Below are 18229 nucleotides of genomic sequence, written 5' to 3'. Positions count from 1 at the left end.
CCTTTTTATGGTTTGAATTTCACCTTTTCGTTCATTCGATTCAACTTATGGACTTTTCTGAACTTTTCTTGAATTTCATCTTTTTCACTTGCATATTTACGCATTTTCCAGTATAATAGCCATAAAAGTTGAAAGAATATAGCATATATTATATGCAAGTAGTGTTGCGGTGTCAAGAGGAAAATGTGAAATCTTATTGCACATTCTGAATTGAATATTTACAAATTCCGTTGCACATTGTTACAGTACGATAACTGCTCCATAGAAAGGTTGCAAACATGAGATTTGGAGAGAAAGTTCGTGATTTACGAAAGAAGCATTCCTTAACACAGGACGAATTGGCAAAGTGTCTGGGTGTCAGCAAACGAACAGTCATCGGATGGGAACGTGATGGTCGCTACCCTCGCAATGTTGAAATACTTGAAAAAATGGCCGATATATTCCATGTGCCTCTGACCTACATACAACCGGATCAGTCTTTATTTATTGAACGCGCTGCAGCAACCTACGGAAAAAAGGGTAAAATAGAAGCCCAGCATCTCGCATTCGAGCTTACTGAGCTTTTTGCCAGCGGAGAGTTGACCGCGCAGGATATGGACGGCATCATGTATGAAATGCACAAAGCCTATTTTAAGTACCGCGAGCAAGAACGAGAAAAGAACCGAATATTGAGCCTGTAAAATTCCGTTCCATTCACTATGCCATCCTCGAAAGGAGAGCACATTATGGATTCCATTCTTATTTACCAAGCAGCCAATGACCTCGTCCAAAATACCGGCACCCGCAACATCAAACGGATTGCGCGAAGCTGCAGTCTGGACATCAGTGAAACACCCCGCTTCAAAGATGTGCTGGGTTTTCTTTCACTCCATTTTGATAAGCCATTGATACTGATCAACAGTCATCTTGATTCGCAGACAAAGCAGATGGTCTGCGGGTACGCTCTGGGGCATTATCTGGAGCATCAGATTCTTATGGACTTGCACACGCTGAATAAATCTCTGGCGATTACAGATAAGGAGATCTGTCTTTATGAGCCGAATGCTTTTGCATCCCACCTGATGCTGGACAGTGAGGAAGTCTATCAGATGACGAAACGCAAGATGAATGCTGCTCAGATTGCCACTGCCAAACGCATTCATATCAATCTGGTATTGGTGAAGCTTCTTGAACTGCATCATCTGGGGTACGATCTACGGCACTACCACGCCCAGCACCATGCGTTTATCAAAAATCTCAACCTTCCGGCACATTTTCAGTTTGATGTTGCCGCCGGATGACCTTATGTTCATATAATCCTAAAACCCGTAATGAACAAGCCACAATGAGCGTTCATTACGGGTTTTCCGTTATTTCAGTTTAGCGAGGATTTCATCGGCACTCATGCCCTCGGCAAGCAACTTCTTCAGAACGGATTCCGCTTCTGCTTTCTTTGCTTCTTCTGCAGCCTTAGCATCTGCCTTTGCCTTCTTTGCTTCCAGAGCTGCCACTTCTTTTTCAGCCTTCTTCAAAGCAGCCTTTTTTGCTTTCAAATCAGCCTTCAAAGTGTCAATGTTGGCGGTGATGGACGCGATTTCCGCTGTGAGCGCTTCCTTTGCGGACTGCTTTTCTGCAATCTGCGTTGCGAAATCAGCAGTCACAGTTTTGGGCTTATTCTTGCTACCTTTAGTTCTGGGCATAGGTGATAACCTCTTTCCTTTTTGGTTTAAGTATAGCATTGTAATCAATATAACTTCTGGTGTATTTTTATTTCAATTTCTCTTCTGTTTCCAGTGCCGATTTTTTCAGATAGTCTTGTATTTCCAAAAGCCTCGCCTGACAAACATTGAAATCATCTGAATCAATACCATTGTTCTGTACTGCCTCGCCACTAATATACGAATTAATATAGGCCTGCAAGTTAAAGCCATCCTTATTCTGTAATTGACGAATCGCATCTGAATATTCTGTTGGTATATTTGAGTTGATTTCAGTCAAATTTGCATTAAGCTCCTGTCCGATATCGCATAAAGTATTATGTAAGCTAAGTCCTTTCTTTCCCCGTCTCGAAGAATTTGAAGCAGACAATGCTTCTGGTAACTTTATTAACATTTTTTGTACTTCAACTAATGCTTTGTTTGTCTGTGCAAAAATTGTAAGATTCTTGCTTTTCCGAAAATATTTAATTGAATTCCATGCTCCAAAAGCGGAAACAACTGCAAGTATCACGTTAATAATTGTCAAAACAACATCCAACATGCCCATTATTCTCCCAGTCTTGTTTTCTTATAGTACTGAAGAATCCGAACATAGTTATCGTACTCAGATGCAAGTTCCTGCGCATTCTCGTCACTCCATGCAAACTGTCCAATTACACCTAAAAATCCTTTTTCCTTCTTTCCCCAATACTCCTCATCTTGTAAAAATTTAGACAAGGTATCATAATCAAATACTCTTCCATCATCCACTGTTTGACAAATAAAATCAAACCAACGTTCCTCATCACAAGGATGCGATGAACCAGTAGACTTATTTGCAGTATTACAAAATAAAGTTAATTTATTTAGTGCCGATTCAGAAATATAATCAAGTGGGTTAAAGCAACCCGTTGACGGTCCGACAACTTTAATATCATCATGTGTTTGACCATACACTTTAGCTATATCATTATAAAATAAATCGAGCAACTGATTATATTCCTCAATAGTTAACTGGTTCTTTTGTAGTGGAACAATATTACAAACCTTAACATATCCGTCACGCCAGGTATCTTTTCCATAATAAATTGAGACCTCAGCATGAGGAGCTTGATCTCCGACATAATCAGCAAGAATATAATCTTTCAACATCTGATTACGTTTTGGCTTAATCCAATTCACAGGAAACACAGTATATATATTTTTTGCCAAGCTGTCTAATCCCGGTTTATTTCCCACAAAACTGAGTTCTTTATACACATGCATGAGCTATTCCTCCTCTCAATTTCTTCACATCTCAGCTGATCACCGAATCCCTGATTCTTAGATCGTTGCCTGCTGCTCACCACGAAGAGGTGTGTGATTATCAGAGCAGCGTAGAGAGCTACCGCTCCCAGTATATCACAATTTCATCCAGTTTTACAGACGCTTTCTCGCCTTCACGATTCCGTAGTACACTAAACCGCCTAGTACTCCACCGACTGTGTTATAGAAGATGTCTGATAGCTGGAACGTTCCCAAACGAAGCAATAATTGTAGCATCTCAATACTTACAGAAAAGATAAATGCTATCTTACCGCTTTGCCACAGTATCTTCTTCCAGCCGTTTCCAATCTTCTCTCCGAATGTCCACATCACTACCGCTGAAAACGGGACCATCATGATTACATTCTCGATGCACTCGGTAGTTAGTTTCTGCTCGCCGTTCACGGTCTCCCAAATACTCCATCCGCCCATGACATTGGACAACGGATTCATCCACAGATTACGGTTTAGCAGAGTTCTAAACAGGATTATCGAAGTCACGAAAACCAATAGGAACAACTTCCGGAAAAACGTACTCTCTTTAAATTTCTGATACCAAGTCACTATGGCGCTCTTCCAGCCCTTGCCAGCATGTGTAGGCTCATATGCATATAGGTAGAAAAACAAGGCCAGGAAGGAAATCAGGAGCGAGAATCCAAACGGCTCGTAGAGAGCCGTCAGAATGTTTGTGAGAATCTTCCCGAGTAAATCAATCGTTTCTTTCATCGTCGTTTACAGATCACTGAACAGGTCAGTCTTGTACACGCCGTTTTCCAGCATCTTCTTGAAGCTGTCCTTTACAGCTGCGACATCCTCATGATAGGTCATACCATACCAAGTGTCATTGGTTCTCAGAACCTTTACAGACATCTTTCCCTGCTCCAGCAGTTCACCGATAAAGATGGGAATCAGATATTCTGCTTTCAGAGGATTACCCGGAACCTCTTTCTTAAAGAACTCCTTAAAGCCATCTTCCAGCACATCCAAAAACTCTGGTGTCAAGCCCCACATATTCATGGAAACAAGAGAATTTACATCAACAGCTACGCCGTCTGTTTCTGCCCCAGTTGCAGTTTTTACAATATTCTTGGTTTCCACAACCTCAGTCAGATTGTTTTGGTCGTCCATCTTGCAGATGCCACGGGTCACACCACCGTTATCAGACAGAGTATTCTTCAGCACGAATCCCGCCATGCAGGACTTGCCCCCATTTACCAGATACTCATGAACGGCCTTGAAGCCTTCCTTGCCATAGTAATCGTCTGCATTGATGACGATAAAAGGAGTCTTGATGACCTTCTTCGCTGCAAGCACAGCCTGACCGGTTCCCCACGGCTTTGTCCGGCCTTCTGGCAGAGTTCCAGGAATATCGTTGATACCCTGGAAAGCATAGTCAACAGTTACATTATGAGAAGAGCAAATGGAGGCAATGCGATCACCGATAACCTCTTTAAACTCCTTCTCGATATCCTTGCGGATGATAAATACTACATGGTTGAAGCCTGCTTCAATCGCATCATGAATCGAGTAATCCATAATGATATGTCCGGCATCATCCACCGGTTCTAACTGTTTAATTCCTGTTCCGAAGCGACTGCCAATACCGGCTGCCATGATAAGTAATGTTGTTTTCATGCTCTCTCCTCTCTGTAGTCACAATTCAATTAAACCCCAAAAACATTCTTGGCTTTTCTCAACACAAATACTTGTCTACAAACTCCAATACTGAAGCCAATGTATCGATTTGTCCAAAATCTTCATTCTTGGTATCTGTTCCGTTTCCATTAACTAGAATCGATTTACATCTAGCAGCCAATCCAGCTTTAATATCATTCTCACCATCACCGATCATATAGCTCTGGCTCAGATCAATATTATAATCGATAGCCGCCTTCAGCAACATTCCCGGTTTCGGTTTACGACAGTCACATTCTATTTTAAGCTCTGGGACTTCGCCATCATATCCCTTGTGCGGATGATGAGGGCAATAATAAATCGCATCAAGATAAGCGCCCCTCAAGCCAAGCTCTGTTTCCATCTTGTTGTGGATTTCCTCCAGCTCTTTGAAAGTCACTTCTCCTCTAGCAATAACAGGCTGATTTGTGACTACAATTGCAAGATAACCAGACGCATTGATTTTCTTGATTGCCTCTGCCACACCATCAATCAACTCAAATTCATTAATATTTCTAAGGAACCCGACATATTTATTAATCGTACCATCCCGGTCGAGAAACACAGCTTTCTGCTTGTTTGAAAGATTCTTAGCCGATACTCTTCCTGCTTTGAAATCCTCTTCTACCTGATGGAAGCGCTCTGGCGTTCCCATATCCTTTACATACTCTGGCGAATCGTAGCAGAACATCTTACCGGTTCCCGCCAGCGGTTTCAGAAGCTGACGATCCAAATCAACTTTTACAGTCTTTCCTGTTATCTCATCCACAGTACCGATTTTATCTGCATCAATTGCCACCATATCAAGGACTTTAGGATTAATCACATGCAGACCTGCATTGACTCTATTTTTATAATATGTCGGGCGAACATCTTCCTTTGCCAGCCAAGATTGAACCGACATATCCTTTTCCGCAATGATAAGCCCACTATCGTAAGGATGGTTATTAGGATGAGTAAACAGCGTCACTAATCCGCCATGTTCCTGATGGAATCTGACCATTCGGTTGAAATCAACATCAAAAACAGCATCCGCATTCAAAAGTAGGAACGGTTCATCCCCCAGTTGCTCTCGCAGCTTAAAAAGTGCGCCGGCGTTTCCAAGCGGTGTAACTTCGTTGTAGTACTGAATCGATGCTCCAAATTTAGAGCCATCTCCAAAATGGGTCATGATTTTGTCTCTCATATGGGAAACTGTCATAATGATATCTTTAAATCCCTGATCTCTCAACGAGATAATCTCTCGTTCAAGAACCGGAACTCCTTCAATTGGAATCAAAGGTTTCGGAATATCAGGGAATAATTCAGATATTCGAGTTCCTCGCCCTCCGGCCATTATTACTGTTTTCATAATTTTTCAATCAGCTTTCTTACTATCTTTTCTGCTTGCTACAATTTTAGCTGGAACCCCAGCCCAAGAAACTCCATTCTGCTCAAAGCTTTTAGTTACCACTGCCCCAGCTCCAATATAAACATTATTTCCTATTTTAACATTTCCAATGACAACTGAATTCATCCCTAATTCACAATGATTTCCTATTGTGGGACCGTTTCCACCATCTTTACTGCCCAAACAAGTTGATCCAATTATATTACAATATTCTCCGATAGATGAAGTTTCATTGATGATAATATTTCCTGTATGAAATATATGGAGTCCTTTTCCAAAAACATTTAACGGAATTTCAAACCCTAATCGCAACCCTAACCTATTTCTATAAAAGTTATGGAGTTTAAATAAGAGTCGTGTTGTGCTCCCCCGCACAATTTTTATAGTACTCACAAATTCTTAATTCTCGTAAGTATCGACGTATTAAACTATTTCTGCCATATCCTTTTTCTTCAAGTTCTATTACATTTTTCAAATCTTCTATCATTCTACTATTTCTCCCCCATGTAAAATTGTTCTCATCTTTTACATTATTTCCCTTTACTCTTAATAATGACTAAAATCCTCGATTTTTCATCACGTGAAAATACAAAAGCCAAATGTATTATACACCCCATAATGCCACACAAGATCGCGGTTAGAGCAAATGACATCCATGTGCTTGGATTCAACGCATTTGCAATAAAAGTAAAACTTATTGTCATGCAAGTGCAAGAAATTATCGTTCTTAAAAGCGTCGGATAAAAAGTAAACCATTCTATTTTTAAGCAGTGTGTCATATAAAGTGGGTTCGTCACAAGATTGATAAATAGCATAATGACCGTTGTAGTTAATACAATAGAATATATACCCAACGAACTATATTTTACTAGTATTGCCATTCCTGCCACATTAAGTATTCCACCTACAACTGTAACCAGACAAGGAATTTTATTTTTAACAGTCAATGTGTATATATAATATAGAGGATATACCGGTCCCTCGATAACGGAAGAAAGCATCGTGATAACTGTCAGCACATATATCAAATCAATATCCTGTCCTGGTATCCAAAGGGCATAAAAAACTTTTCCCAAAGAAAAAAAACCGGCGAAAACGATACTTGAAAACAGGCTCGTTAATTTCATCGAAATCTTTAATTCCGAAACAAGTTTATTCTTATTTCCATCCGAATAACTCTTCAGAAGTAGCGGTTGAAAAGGTTGTGCTAACAACTGATTAAAACTCATAAAAATACTTGAAATTGTTTTTGTTATTGCAATTTGTCCCATTGCTAAATCAGACAACCACAGGTTTGTCACTATCAAATCCAACCCTGAATTCAGCGTGTTCCCAAGACTATTAATGGAATTCCAAATACCATTCACCACTAACTTTTTTATTGCCTTAAACGAAACGTTTTTCCGTTTTATCTTTAATTCCGGTGTATATTTTTTATAGATGTAGTAATCACCTCCGAATATCACCAACTGAGCTACGCAGATGGCCACTCCCACTTGCCAAACTTTTGGGGTGAAAAAAGTAAATACAATAACGTAAAACAAGACCTCAAAAATATAAGAGAGGCTTCGAAAAATTCCTACAATATCTAATCTGTTTTTTATATAAGCCGCTGCGGTGTAAGATGTACCAACAGTTGTCAAAACGAAACCAAGAAAAACATAAAGAAAAAGCAATTTTACAGAAGTAACTAGTTCTAACGAGATGTTAAGTATTCTATCTAAAAATAAAATAAATCCGCCGGCAACGATCATAATGACTGCTGAAATTGCCACGTCTCCATAATATACAGAAGAAATATATTCTTGAGCCTTTTTCATATCATTATTATGATATGAAACTGTAATATACCTAGCTGCATACGAGTTCAAAGCAATTGTAATAATAGTAGCATACTGAGTGAAGTTCTTTGCTAATGTAACAAATCCGTATGCCTCAACGCCAAGTTTATTTGTAATATACGGAGTTAAGATAAAGCTAATCAAAAAACTCAATATTGTTGCTATCCCTGATGTCAAAATTGTCATTAACAGTCTCTTTACTTTATTCATCTTATCTCCTTACACTCTATGAAACCTCTCGTTCATATACAAATTCATACAAATGATTAATTAATAACAACCAAATCCATGTTGCACCCGTACCAAGCAACACTTCAAAAATCATATCTATTAGCAATCCTATCCAAACAAATTGAATTCCTGTTCTTTTAGATCTATTCGGAATTTTAGTGATATTAGAAGCTATCGTAATCATTATTAAACTTAAAATAAATACAAGTATAATACCACCTTGCCAAAGACAATCCAGTAACTGATTATGCGGATTTACAAAAGCAATACTTTTCAAAAGTCCCGTTGCCGTTTCACCATCAACTACTCCCCAACCAAATACGGGTTTACTAGCAATTAACAACAATACTCTCTCCCAGGCTGTACTACGACCTGTAAATGTCATATCCTTATGTAATACGCCTTCAACAAATGGTTTCAGTAACGAAGTGGACCCCAATAAAATCAAAACCGTTATACATCCATAAATTACTAGAATACCGTATGAATTCATATTTATATTTGTTTGCTTTTTATATGTTAAATAAAAAACCCCCACGCTAACAAGAATAGCAACAATTGTCGCAGTACTTGATTTGACCAACATCATAGCAACAATAGAAATTCCAGATGTTATCAAAACCATCACTTTACTTTTATTATTAAAGACGTATCTTAGCCATGTGATTATAGATAATACCGCATACCAATAGACCCGATTATTTTTATTTCCGTATATCCATTGTGCTTCTTGTGAAGATGACCACTCATTCCAAATCTGTTCTGTTTGATATAACCCATTCGGAAATAAAACTATTGAAGCAAAGTCAATTATAACAAATGTTATCAATATAAAAAACATTATATTGATTGTGCTATTCGGTGTTCTTTTAAGTAAATACTCAATAGCACAAAGCATAAATATAATTTTTAAATTCGAAATAATTAAATGAATATCTGCTGCCTTATTATGATATATAAATGTTATTGCGATTAAATATGCAAAATAGCATATTGTTAGTATCATAAAACGCGACGGCTTGTATTTTACTGAAAAAAGATAAATTGCTACTCCAACCATCATTATATTTGATACCATTTGCATAATTGGGCTTGAAAAATATCCGGGCAAAAACATTGAAAACAAGTACACAGCCAAGAGAATCGATGATTTTTTAACCTTTAAATCTAGCAACAATCTCACCTCGCATTCCACAAATTATAAATGTCAAAAAAATCTATCCTCAAGCATCAGACACAAGCAATGATATATTGGCAAATGTAATTCTTGGATCATATAAGTCTCTGTCTGAGGAGCTTTAATACATACATCACTCAAAGTCTCAAGTTTACTATCTTTAGCACCTGTCAACCCAATTACTTTCATGCCCTTTGCATGTGCAGTAACCGCTGCATACAAGATGTTCTTGCTATTTCCACTTGTGGATATGCCTAAAAACACATCCCCCTCTACCCCATAGCCATTAACTTGTTGTGCAAAACAAAGTAACGGTTCGCAGTCATTCATGTATGCTGTTGATAACGCCGGATGACCATCTAATGCAATTGCCGGTAATGCACCTTGTAAATTCTCTACGAGAGTCTTTCCAAGCTCTTCACTCTCATCAATTAATTTTCGAGAAATTTCTGCATCCAATTTTCTTGGAAGTTTAAATCCCTTCATCAATTCTCCAACGATATGTTCCGAATCTGCTGCAGAGCCGCCGTTGCCTGCGACAAGCAATTTATTTCCTTTAGAATAACTTTCTTCCAGTAGAAAATAGGCGCGAATTATGCTATCTTCACAACCTTCTAACATCGGATATCTCGCAATCAGTAGTTCGACATGTTCTTTCAGTTTTTTTCTAAGCTCCTTCATTGCCTCTACCTCTTTACATGTTTGGTTCATAAGCCTCTGGTGTATAATGAATCACCCTCGTACCGCCATCCTCAAATGCAAACGGAATATGCATCAGGTCACGCATCGCCCAACGCACCGCATCCTGACGTTCAGGCTGAACATAGAATACAAGGAATCCGCCACCACCAGCACCCAGTAGTTTTCCTCCCAAAGCGCCAGCAGCTACGCCATTTGCATAAAGTTCATCAATACTATTTGTAGAAACAGCCGATCCGGTTTGACGTTTAAGTTTCCAAGTGTGATCCAGCATTCTGCCAAAATCATCAAGATCCGCGTTCTTATCTGTCAGAACGCGTTCAGCATCATCAACTAGAGCAAGCATCTCTTTCAACTGAGCAGTCTTATCTTGTTTTCCTGCTGCATTTGCTTTCTGCACATCAGAAGAAAAACGGGTAAACCCAGTAAAGAACATCATTAAATTCTGATTAAGCTGCTTCTTTCTTTCTGGTGAAATAATAACCGGCAGGACTTCATATCCGTCTGCATTAAAGTTGATACGATTGAACCCACCGAAAGATGCAGCAATTTGATCCTGCCAACCACCAGCTTCCTGGCAAAGATTCCGTTCCAAATAAATTGCTTCATCTGCCAGTTTCTTCTTGTCTGCGTATTTGCCCTTCAAAGCATAAAAAGCATTTAACATTCCAACTGCAAAGGAACTTGAAGTACCTAAACCAGAGCGTGCCGGAAGATCCGCCTCATAGGTAAGACGAATTTCATGCATATCCAACATTTTCATTGCATTGCGAATTGCAGGATGCTGAATGTCATCAATGTTTGTCACACGCTCCGTCTTTGAATATGACAATTCCGTAGAATAGTCAAAAAACCTTGGTAAATGGCGTACATTTACATAGCAATATTTGTCAAATGTGGTAGATAAAACAGCTCCACCGTTTTCTCTAAAAAAACTTTCCATATCTGTTCCGCCGCCAAAAAAAGACATACGGAATGGTGTTTTTGTGATAATCATAGTTTTACTCCTGTTGTTTTTTCGACAATATCTTTCATGATATTATAAGCTGCATTTTCAGAATAAAGTCGATCATAAAGCGTGATTAGTTCCTCATTTTTCTTACAGATTGGCTTCTCATCTATCTTGTTGAAAGCATTCAGATATTCTTCCGCTGTATCACATTTAAACACAACTTTACCTTTCAAATCATTGGGAATTTCCTCCCAGTATCCATATAGGCTTTCTGAAGACCCTAAAAACATCTTTCCATAGGAGATTGCCTCTGCAGTTTTTATTTTCATACCTCCACCATCTGTTAAGGGTGCTATTACCATATCTGCGTAACTATAGTATTCTGATAAACTGTCAACAAACCCAATCACATGGATATCATCGTCATCAAACTCATCTCGTACTTTTTCTAATCCTTTTCCGATTACCCATATATCATAATTCTCTTTGACATTATCAAATACCGTATCACAAAACCAATGCAGGCCCTGAATGTTTGGCAAATAATATGTGCCAACAAATAGAATGTGTTTTTTATTTCCACAATATGGATTCAAGCCCATTTGTTGCGTGTGATTTTTCGATACGCATACAGGAAAATAAAAGTCCGCATCCACATTATAATATCTTTTTAGTAACTTATTTTCATTTTGGTTTAAGACGATATTGGCGTCTGTATGTGTCGTGCTAATCTTTTCCTGGGTCAATCCAATTCTGAAATCAATTTTGTCGTACCATGGTGCGTTTTTTATCCAAATTCTAAACAACTCTGCCTTGACGTCATGAAAAAAGGTGACAACTGCCACTGCATCGCATTTTTCTTTTATCGTTTTTACTAAATTTCCATAGTAAGAATCATCAACAAAAACAAAAGAAATACTCTCATTTTTTATCAATTGACATATATCACCTATAATCTTATTACTGAATAAATATGTGTTTCCCTCTAAATACCTATTCAGTCGATCTAAAATGCCGTGATATTTTCCATATGCAATATACTTTTCTTCTCTGCAGGCAGTCTCAGATACCCCAACATCCACTACATATACATTTTCTTCTCCAACTAATTCTTTCAATACATTCAAATGCATTCTTGAGCCTACTCCTGCCCCTGATACATCATGAATGCTTTTTGATATAAACAAAACTCTCATACGATTGTTCCTCTTTTTTATATTTTCATATCCACACTAGTTACCTTGTTTTTCTAGCAATTCATAATATTGTAGAATCTCTTTTTCATTACCATACTCATGTTTATCCAAGTAACACTGAATGGAGTTATACAATTGAGGATTCTCTCTAAGTTCAATTATTCCTTCTGCTATTGCATTAGGACTTATATCAGTAATCAGTCCCTCTTTCTTATCCTTCAACTGATCCTTAATTGTAGAATAATTAGTTGCCAGTATTGGTTTTGCCAGTATTTTTGCTTCATCCAAAACAACTGATTTTCCTTCCCATCTGGAAGGCTGTACTAACAAATCGCAACTCCTAATATACGGGTATGGATTTGCTCTCAATCCAAGAAATGTAATATACCCCTCTAGTTCATTGTCTTTTACTTGTTTTTTTAGCTGCTCTTCAAGCTCACCTGCTCCTATAATCCACCAATGAATATCTGAATACTTTTCTTTCAAGATTTTCACTGCATCGATTGCAAAATCATAGCCCTTTTGTCTCGTTAAACGGCCTATTGACAAAACATTAAACTGACTTTTTTCAAACTCTGATGCTTCGAACTCTTCCGACATTTTTTTCAATAAAGAGCCTGATGTTAAATTGGGCAAACAATAAAATTTATTTACCAGGGCAGGATAATTCTGTTTTAATATCTGCACACATTTATCAGAGATACTTACAACGCTGTCTGCTTTTTGAAAATACTTCTCGTAAATCTTTGCATCTTCATATTTCTTTATTTCGTTGAAATCGTTATGAATCCAAAGTATTTTTTTCTTTGCATTAACCTTGTCAATCACATAATATGATGCATCGCCCTCTAAGAATCCAATAGCAATATCATATTCGTCTTCCAAATTTGGCAAGTACCGTTTATAGAATTTTATCCATCTCTGTTGTCTTGCATTTTCCTTGTAAAGACATTTACATATAAATGTACTTGTCCCCCTTAGAATTCCAGCTTTAACACCTGAAACTGAGCTAAACATCCCTCTATCAATTTTATAAGCATATTGCAGTGAATCTGTAGGCTGTAATAATCGTACTTCCTTAGGAATTTGAGACAAAAACAGTCCTTCTCGTTTGAAAAGCAGCAAATCCACTGCATACTTTTCATAATCTATAAGATTTAATAAATTCACAAGACTTTTTTCTGCTCCGCCACTACCTAACGATGGCATCACAAACAATATGTTTTCCATAATATTCCTCTTCCACTCTTCGGATCACTATTCCAAATATCTATTTTGAATATATCTACCCGGATTATTAAAATTCAGTACTTTTGCATAGTTTCCAGCCGCCGTTGCATTTGATGGAATATCCTTGGTAACAACACTTCCTGCACCAATCGTAGCATTATCTCCAATACATACATCCTCAACTATACAAGTATTAGGGCCAATATAAACATTATCTCCTATTACTGCTGCTTTTCCTTCATTTGAGCCAATCGTTACAAATTGAGACAGATTGCAATTATTTCCAATAACTGTTGAAGGGTTAACAACAACAGGCCCTCCATGGCTAATATATAGTCCATATCCAATTTTCGTTTTTCTAAGTATCTGGATCTGCTGGTGATTTCTCAATTTCCATAGGATTGCTCCTAGCAGTTTTACCCCCCCCCCCAAGCATTTACCAACCGAAATGCCACGGAGAAGCGAAAACCAGCTTCTTTAACATATGTTTTAATAAATGCCTTAGATGATGTTGTTCCGGCATAGCGAAACAAATCGCTTTTTATTAATTCAATTGCTCCCATACTTCTTCTCCAACCCACTTTGCAATATTTATTCTATACTGTTTTCAATCAGCGCCTTATAAAATGTGTCTTCTGCTTCAATGTCCGGTGATAATTTATATGTCAGCTTATGAATACCTGTAAGCTTTTTGATCCAATTCCATTTCTCTTCTGAATAATCATCAGCTAAAACCTTAACAAGATACTCGCTATAATCACTGTTCATATATGGAATCGCTTGCTCAACTTCCGGATTGCTCTTCACCACCAAAGTGATAATCAAATTCGGCAGCAGATACTCAATTACATGTTCGTTTTTGAGCCAATATGCGAAAGCAACATTTCTTATCTCTCGAATTGTTTTGTTTCCCTTTTTTGCATGAAGAAACCATGCCGGATATAGCACAGGGTTATCTATCAATAGCAGTGAATTTCGTACTGCAAAAAAGTCGCTATTTAAAATCATATCTGGAATAGGATCTGTAAGATACACTGTGGAATCGATCCACGTTCCACCATAATGTTCCAGTAATGCAAACCTCATCAGATCCGCATACCCCGCCATCGGAATCTGTCCAGCATCCTTTTTCTTTTCAATGTACTCTGGCAATCGAATGTAATCTGCAAGGTTTTGATCATTCAGCAAAATGATTTTTTGATTCGAATGTTTACATACAGATTCATAGCACTTCTGAACAATAATCGGTGCCTGTTCAATACCTTTATTCCAATAAATCCAAATCGGATTCTCCACATCATTTTTGGGAAAGCTAAGCCCCTGAACATCTGTGTCTTTATACTTTAAATATGGTTTTATCTTGGTAGAAGCTCGTTCCTGCCACAATACCTTCCGCACCTCATAATCCTTGACAAGATGCAATTTGATAAACATAAATGCCCCTCGTTTGACGGCATTCACAATTCCATATCTTTGAATAAAGCCTTTCATGCCAATATTTTGATAGTAGTCATTCAGCATAATAATTTAATTGTCTCCCTTTATCTTGCAGAAACTACTATTCAAAAGGCTCATAGATTCCGCACCAGATAATGGTAAACTGTTTCCTCCTTATCAATCGATGGTTCTAATTTATAGGTTAGTTTATGTATCCCAGTAAGTCGCTTAATCCAATTAAATTTTTCCTCTGTAAACTTATCTCCTAATACTCTAACCAGATATTCGCTGTAGTCACTATTCAAATAAGGCATCTTTTTCTCAACCTCTGGTGATGACCTCATTATTTGTGTAATTACAATATTTGAAAACAAATATTCTGGTACATGATTATTTCGTTTCCAGTAAGCAAATAGGACATTACGAATCTCACAAATCGTTCTGTTATGTTGCTTGGCGTGGATGAACCAGACCGGATACAATACGGGATTATCAATTTCACCGAGTGAATTGTGAAACACAAAAAAATCACTATTTAATATTTCCTGTGGGATTTCATCTGTTAGCAGTATTGTCGCATCCATCCATGTCCCACCATAATGCTCCAATAATGCTACACGCATCAAATCTGTATAAATCGCTAATGGAAGGACTCCGCTTTTTAATTTCTCATTTAGATAATCCGGCATATTTATATAGTTCTGCACATTGTTTTCTGTAAGCAAAACAACTTGTCTGCCAGCATATTTTTTTATAGATTGATAGCAAGTCTTCACTATCTCAGGTGCCTGCTCCAACCCTGTATTCCAAAATAACCAAATAGGCTCATCCACTTGGGTTTCTGGAAATGTCAGCTTTTCAGGAACGGTATCTCTGAACTTCAAATATTTTTTGCAGACCTCTGTGCCCCCCCCGATTGCCAAAGCAGTTTTCTCAGCTCATAATCCTTGACAATATGAAGTGGGTTACGAAGAAATTTGTTCCACATTCTTTTCTCCTCGATAAATTTTCATCAGTTTTATATAGTAGCTCTCTGTCGTTTCATATTTCACCTGACTACAATTCTTTGTATATCTTTCCAATACGTCTTGTGTTTGAAGAACTTTCTTTATCGCCTTCATAAGTTCTTCCACATTACCCGCTTCAAACAACTCTCCGGTTTTACCCGGCTCAATCAATTCGGGGATGCCTCCCATTTTAGATCCAACAACAGGTGTACCCAAAAGTACAGACTCCATAACGGAGTACGGGCAGTTCTCATACCACTCAGACGGGCAGACACTGATTGCAGCCTCAGCAATAATGCGATAAAGTTCTTCTCCTGTCTTAAATCCCAGATACTTCACATTTGGAATATCCTTCATTTTATCAGCCGACGGGCCATAACCAATAAACACAAATTCGGTATTGGGCATCTTCTTGGCTACTTCAAGCAACGTATCCGTTCCTTTATCTCGCGAAAGATGGCCAAACTCTAATACATAACCTTTTTTTTGAATGTTATCCAAGTGCGGCATCTCTTTTTTGAAATTGTGCAGCCCAATAGTTTTATCACGGAATCTTTTCTGCGTGTCTAATTTTGATTTAAGAAAAAAGCTGCAGCAAATATAGGCATCTACATATGAGTATGCTTTGCTATATTTCCACATATATCCATCCAACGTTCCAAGGAGACTTTTTGCTCTGGAATTTTTCAAACATTTAGTTTGAAGGCAATGAATATAATGACCATCCAAGCATCGTTCACATGGTTTCATGTTCACATCGAACATTCCATGGCTGGGGCAAACAAGCTGATAGTCATGTGTCGTGTAAACAATCTTACATTCTTTTTTTGTTTCTTTACGCCATTTGTTAGTTTCCAGAATAATAGAAGGGGTCAGATGATACTGTATATTGTTGAGATGTACTACATCCGGCTGAAAGTCATCTAAAACCGCACGAATTTTTTTTCGTGCTTCTCTTGAGTAAATAATACGAAAAGGCGCATTTAAATTTGCTCTTATTCCTTGAGAAAAATCCATATTCGTCACATATGAGCCTACACGATTTCCTACTATATTTTTCTCATTCTCAAGGCCAAAGTATTGGACTTCGTGCCCATGTTCTTTTAACATTTTTCCCACATCGAATGTATACGTTTCCGCTCCACCCTTGGGAAATATAAATTTATTTACAAGTAAAATCCGCATATTTTAACTTCCTTTTCTGTGAGTTTGCTTTATTTCGTATTTCCTGTCCAGATAAAACAATAGCAGAGATGTTTATCAATAAAATTATTCTTCATCATTTCCTATATAACTTCATCGTTTCCTTTACGACTTCATCCCAGTTATATTTCTCGCAGATAAAGTCAGCAGCCTGATTCTTCATTTTCATAACCATTTCAGGATGGTCACAGGCATCTTGCAATTTTTCTTGCAAGTCCTCTACATCTGACTTTTTGAAAATCAATGCCTTATCTTCCACAACCTCTGCGCACTCCGGAATATCCGAAACCAAACAGCAGTTGCCGTAGCTCATTGCCTCCAGCAGACTTAATGGCATTCCTTCCAGATCAGACGGCAGCGTGTAGATGTAAGCGTTGCTGTATAGTTCATCCAGCATTGCTCCCTGTACAAACCCGGTAAAGAGAATCCGATCGTCGCCCTTCGCCAGGTCTTTCAATTCCTCCATAAAGGAATCCGTATCACTAGAGCCGCCTGCGATAACCAGCTTTTTATCCGTCTTGACATTCTTGAAGGCCTCAACCAGATATCGAATACCCTTTTCTGGCACCAGACGACCGAGGAATAATATGTAGGAATCTTTCTCCAATCCAAAATGATCCGTGATCAGCTTTGCTTCCCGAACCTCTGGCCGATTGACACCATTAGGGATAAAATGTGTCTCCCTTCCGTAGGTCTCCAAGAAATACTTCTGCACGTCTTTGCTTAGAACAATGATCTCGTCCGCATATTTCACAGCATTCTTTTCGCCGCCACGAATGAACTTGGATGCAACGCTTCCGCGCCACTTCTCGCGATCCCAGTCCAAACCGTGGATAGTGCAGATTACACGCTTGCCAAAAAGTTTTGGTATCCAACAGAAAAAGGCAGGACCTTCTGCATGGATATGCACCACATCGTATCTTCCAAATGCACTACAAAGTGCTGCGAAAAAGGAAGAGCTTACCGCTGCAAGTCCCTTCTTCTCAATGGTCGGAACAACCTTTTGACGGATGCCATCATATTCAATTGTTTTGTCATACTCTGCACCGCTCACATGATGGCCTGCTCTATTGTAGCAAGTTATATCACAACCATTCTGTGCCATTCGGGTGCATAACTCTTTTACAACAATCTCTATCCCGCCTTCACGAGAAAGACGTTTTTGTCCGAAAACCGCAAGTCTGATTTTTTCTTCCATTACTTCTCTCCAG

The 18229-nt window shown here is 38.3% G+C and carries 21 protein-coding genes; 2 read left to right on the top strand and 19 right to left on the bottom strand.

Annotated features, from left to right (window positions below; translation table 11 throughout):
* Positions 1-278 precede the first annotated feature (278 nt).
* Both MTP37_RS04650 and MTP37_RS04645 read left to right on the top strand, forming a co-directional pair.
* Complete coding sequence (locus MTP37_RS04650; protein WP_113998573.1) at positions 279-680, top strand: helix-turn-helix transcriptional regulator; 402 nt, start codon at positions 279-281, stop codon at positions 678-680.
* Positions 681-725: 45 nt separating this feature from the next.
* Positions 726-1280, top strand: a complete 555-nt coding sequence (locus MTP37_RS04645; protein WP_249238405.1) for an ImmA/IrrE family metallo-endopeptidase — start codon at positions 726-728, stop codon at positions 1278-1280.
* 69 nt (positions 1281-1349) lie between these two features.
* Here the strand turns inward: MTP37_RS04645 and MTP37_RS04640 are convergent, their stop codons facing one another.
* The 19 genes from MTP37_RS04640 to MTP37_RS04550 all read right to left on the bottom strand — a co-directional run bounded on the left by MTP37_RS04640 (position 1350) and on the right by MTP37_RS04550 (position 18216).
* Positions 1350-1718, bottom strand: a complete 369-nt coding sequence (locus MTP37_RS04640; RefSeq protein WP_249238404.1) for a hypothetical protein — start codon at positions 1716-1718, stop codon at positions 1350-1352.
* A 28-nt stretch (positions 1719-1746) separates the two neighbouring features.
* A complete protein-coding gene (locus MTP37_RS04635) occupies positions 1747-2238 on the bottom strand; it encodes a hypothetical protein (RefSeq protein WP_249233229.1) in 492 nt (163 codons plus the stop codon).
* 5 nt (positions 2239-2243) lie between these two features.
* On the bottom strand, positions 2244-2942 hold the full coding sequence (locus MTP37_RS04630; RefSeq protein ID WP_249233230.1) for a hypothetical protein: 699 nt from the start codon (positions 2940-2942) through the stop codon (positions 2244-2246).
* Between the two features lie 153 nt (positions 2943-3095).
* Positions 3096-3707 (bottom strand): VanZ family protein, encoded by a 612-nt coding sequence (locus MTP37_RS04625; RefSeq protein ID WP_249238403.1) that lies wholly within the window; start codon positions 3705-3707, stop codon positions 3096-3098.
* 6 nt (positions 3708-3713) lie between these two features.
* On the bottom strand, positions 3714-4616 hold the full coding sequence (locus tag MTP37_RS04620) for a sugar phosphate nucleotidyltransferase (protein ID WP_249238402.1): 903 nt from the start codon (positions 4614-4616) through the stop codon (positions 3714-3716).
* 58 nt (positions 4617-4674) lie between these two features.
* Positions 4675-6006, bottom strand: a complete 1332-nt coding sequence (gene gmhB, locus MTP37_RS04615) for a D-glycero-beta-D-manno-heptose 1,7-bisphosphate 7-phosphatase (RefSeq protein ID WP_249238401.1) — start codon at positions 6004-6006, stop codon at positions 4675-4677.
* A gap of 6 nt (positions 6007-6012) precedes the next feature.
* Positions 6013-6438, bottom strand: a complete 426-nt coding sequence (locus MTP37_RS04610; RefSeq protein WP_249238400.1) for a serine O-acetyltransferase — start codon at positions 6436-6438, stop codon at positions 6013-6015.
* 137 nt (positions 6439-6575) lie between these two features.
* Positions 6576-8096, bottom strand: coding sequence for a lipopolysaccharide biosynthesis protein (locus MTP37_RS04605; RefSeq protein ID WP_249238399.1), 1521 nt, complete (start codon positions 8094-8096; stop codon positions 6576-6578).
* Between the two features lie 16 nt (positions 8097-8112).
* Positions 8113-9291 (bottom strand): O-antigen ligase family protein, encoded by a 1179-nt coding sequence (locus MTP37_RS04600; protein WP_249238398.1) that lies wholly within the window; start codon positions 9289-9291, stop codon positions 8113-8115.
* 33 nt (positions 9292-9324) lie between these two features.
* Positions 9325-9975, bottom strand: coding sequence for a D-sedoheptulose-7-phosphate isomerase (locus tag MTP37_RS04595; RefSeq protein WP_249238397.1), 651 nt, complete (start codon positions 9973-9975; stop codon positions 9325-9327).
* A gap of 13 nt (positions 9976-9988) precedes the next feature.
* Positions 9989-10990 (bottom strand): GHMP family kinase ATP-binding protein, encoded by a 1002-nt coding sequence (locus MTP37_RS04590; RefSeq protein ID WP_249238396.1) that lies wholly within the window; start codon positions 10988-10990, stop codon positions 9989-9991.
* Positions 10987-12141 carry a glycosyltransferase family 4 protein gene (locus tag MTP37_RS04585; protein WP_249238395.1) on the bottom strand — a complete coding sequence of 385 codons (1155 nt, stop codon included), beginning with the start codon at positions 12139-12141 and terminating at the stop codon, positions 10987-10989. Before MTP37_RS04585 ends, MTP37_RS04590 begins: the two co-directional genes overlap by 4 nt.
* Before the next feature lie 36 nt (positions 12142-12177).
* Positions 12178-13371 (bottom strand): glycosyltransferase, encoded by a 1194-nt coding sequence (locus MTP37_RS04580; protein WP_249238394.1) that lies wholly within the window; start codon positions 13369-13371, stop codon positions 12178-12180.
* A gap of 27 nt (positions 13372-13398) precedes the next feature.
* Positions 13399-13761, bottom strand: a complete 363-nt coding sequence (locus MTP37_RS04575; RefSeq protein ID WP_249238393.1) for a serine acetyltransferase — start codon at positions 13759-13761, stop codon at positions 13399-13401.
* 26 nt (positions 13762-13787) lie between these two features.
* Positions 13788-13934, bottom strand: coding sequence for a hypothetical protein (locus MTP37_RS04570; protein WP_249238392.1), 147 nt, complete (start codon positions 13932-13934; stop codon positions 13788-13790).
* A 28-nt stretch (positions 13935-13962) separates the two neighbouring features.
* Positions 13963-14892, bottom strand: a complete 930-nt coding sequence (locus tag MTP37_RS04565) for a capsular polysaccharide synthesis protein (protein WP_249238391.1) — start codon at positions 14890-14892, stop codon at positions 13963-13965.
* A gap of 50 nt (positions 14893-14942) precedes the next feature.
* Positions 14943-15692: a capsular polysaccharide synthesis protein gene (locus MTP37_RS04560; protein ID WP_118574130.1), complete on the bottom strand. Its 750-nt coding sequence runs from the start codon at positions 15690-15692 to the stop codon at positions 14943-14945.
* Between the two features lie 81 nt (positions 15693-15773).
* Entirely contained in the window at positions 15774-17000 is a 1227-nt protein-coding gene (locus MTP37_RS04555; RefSeq protein ID WP_249238390.1) for a glycosyltransferase, read from the bottom strand.
* A gap of 94 nt (positions 17001-17094) precedes the next feature.
* A complete protein-coding gene (locus tag MTP37_RS04550; RefSeq protein WP_249238389.1) occupies positions 17095-18216 on the bottom strand; it encodes a glycosyltransferase family 4 protein in 1122 nt (373 codons plus the stop codon).
* Positions 18217-18229: the final 13 nt, after the last annotated feature.

The sequence above is a fragment of the Faecalibacterium sp. HTF-F genome, from assembly GCF_023347535.1.
Taxonomy (GTDB): domain Bacteria; phylum Bacillota; class Clostridia; order Oscillospirales; family Ruminococcaceae; genus Faecalibacterium; species Faecalibacterium wellingii.
Note: the sequence above shows the minus strand (reverse complement) of the source record. Positions and strands in the feature narration are given on the sequence as shown.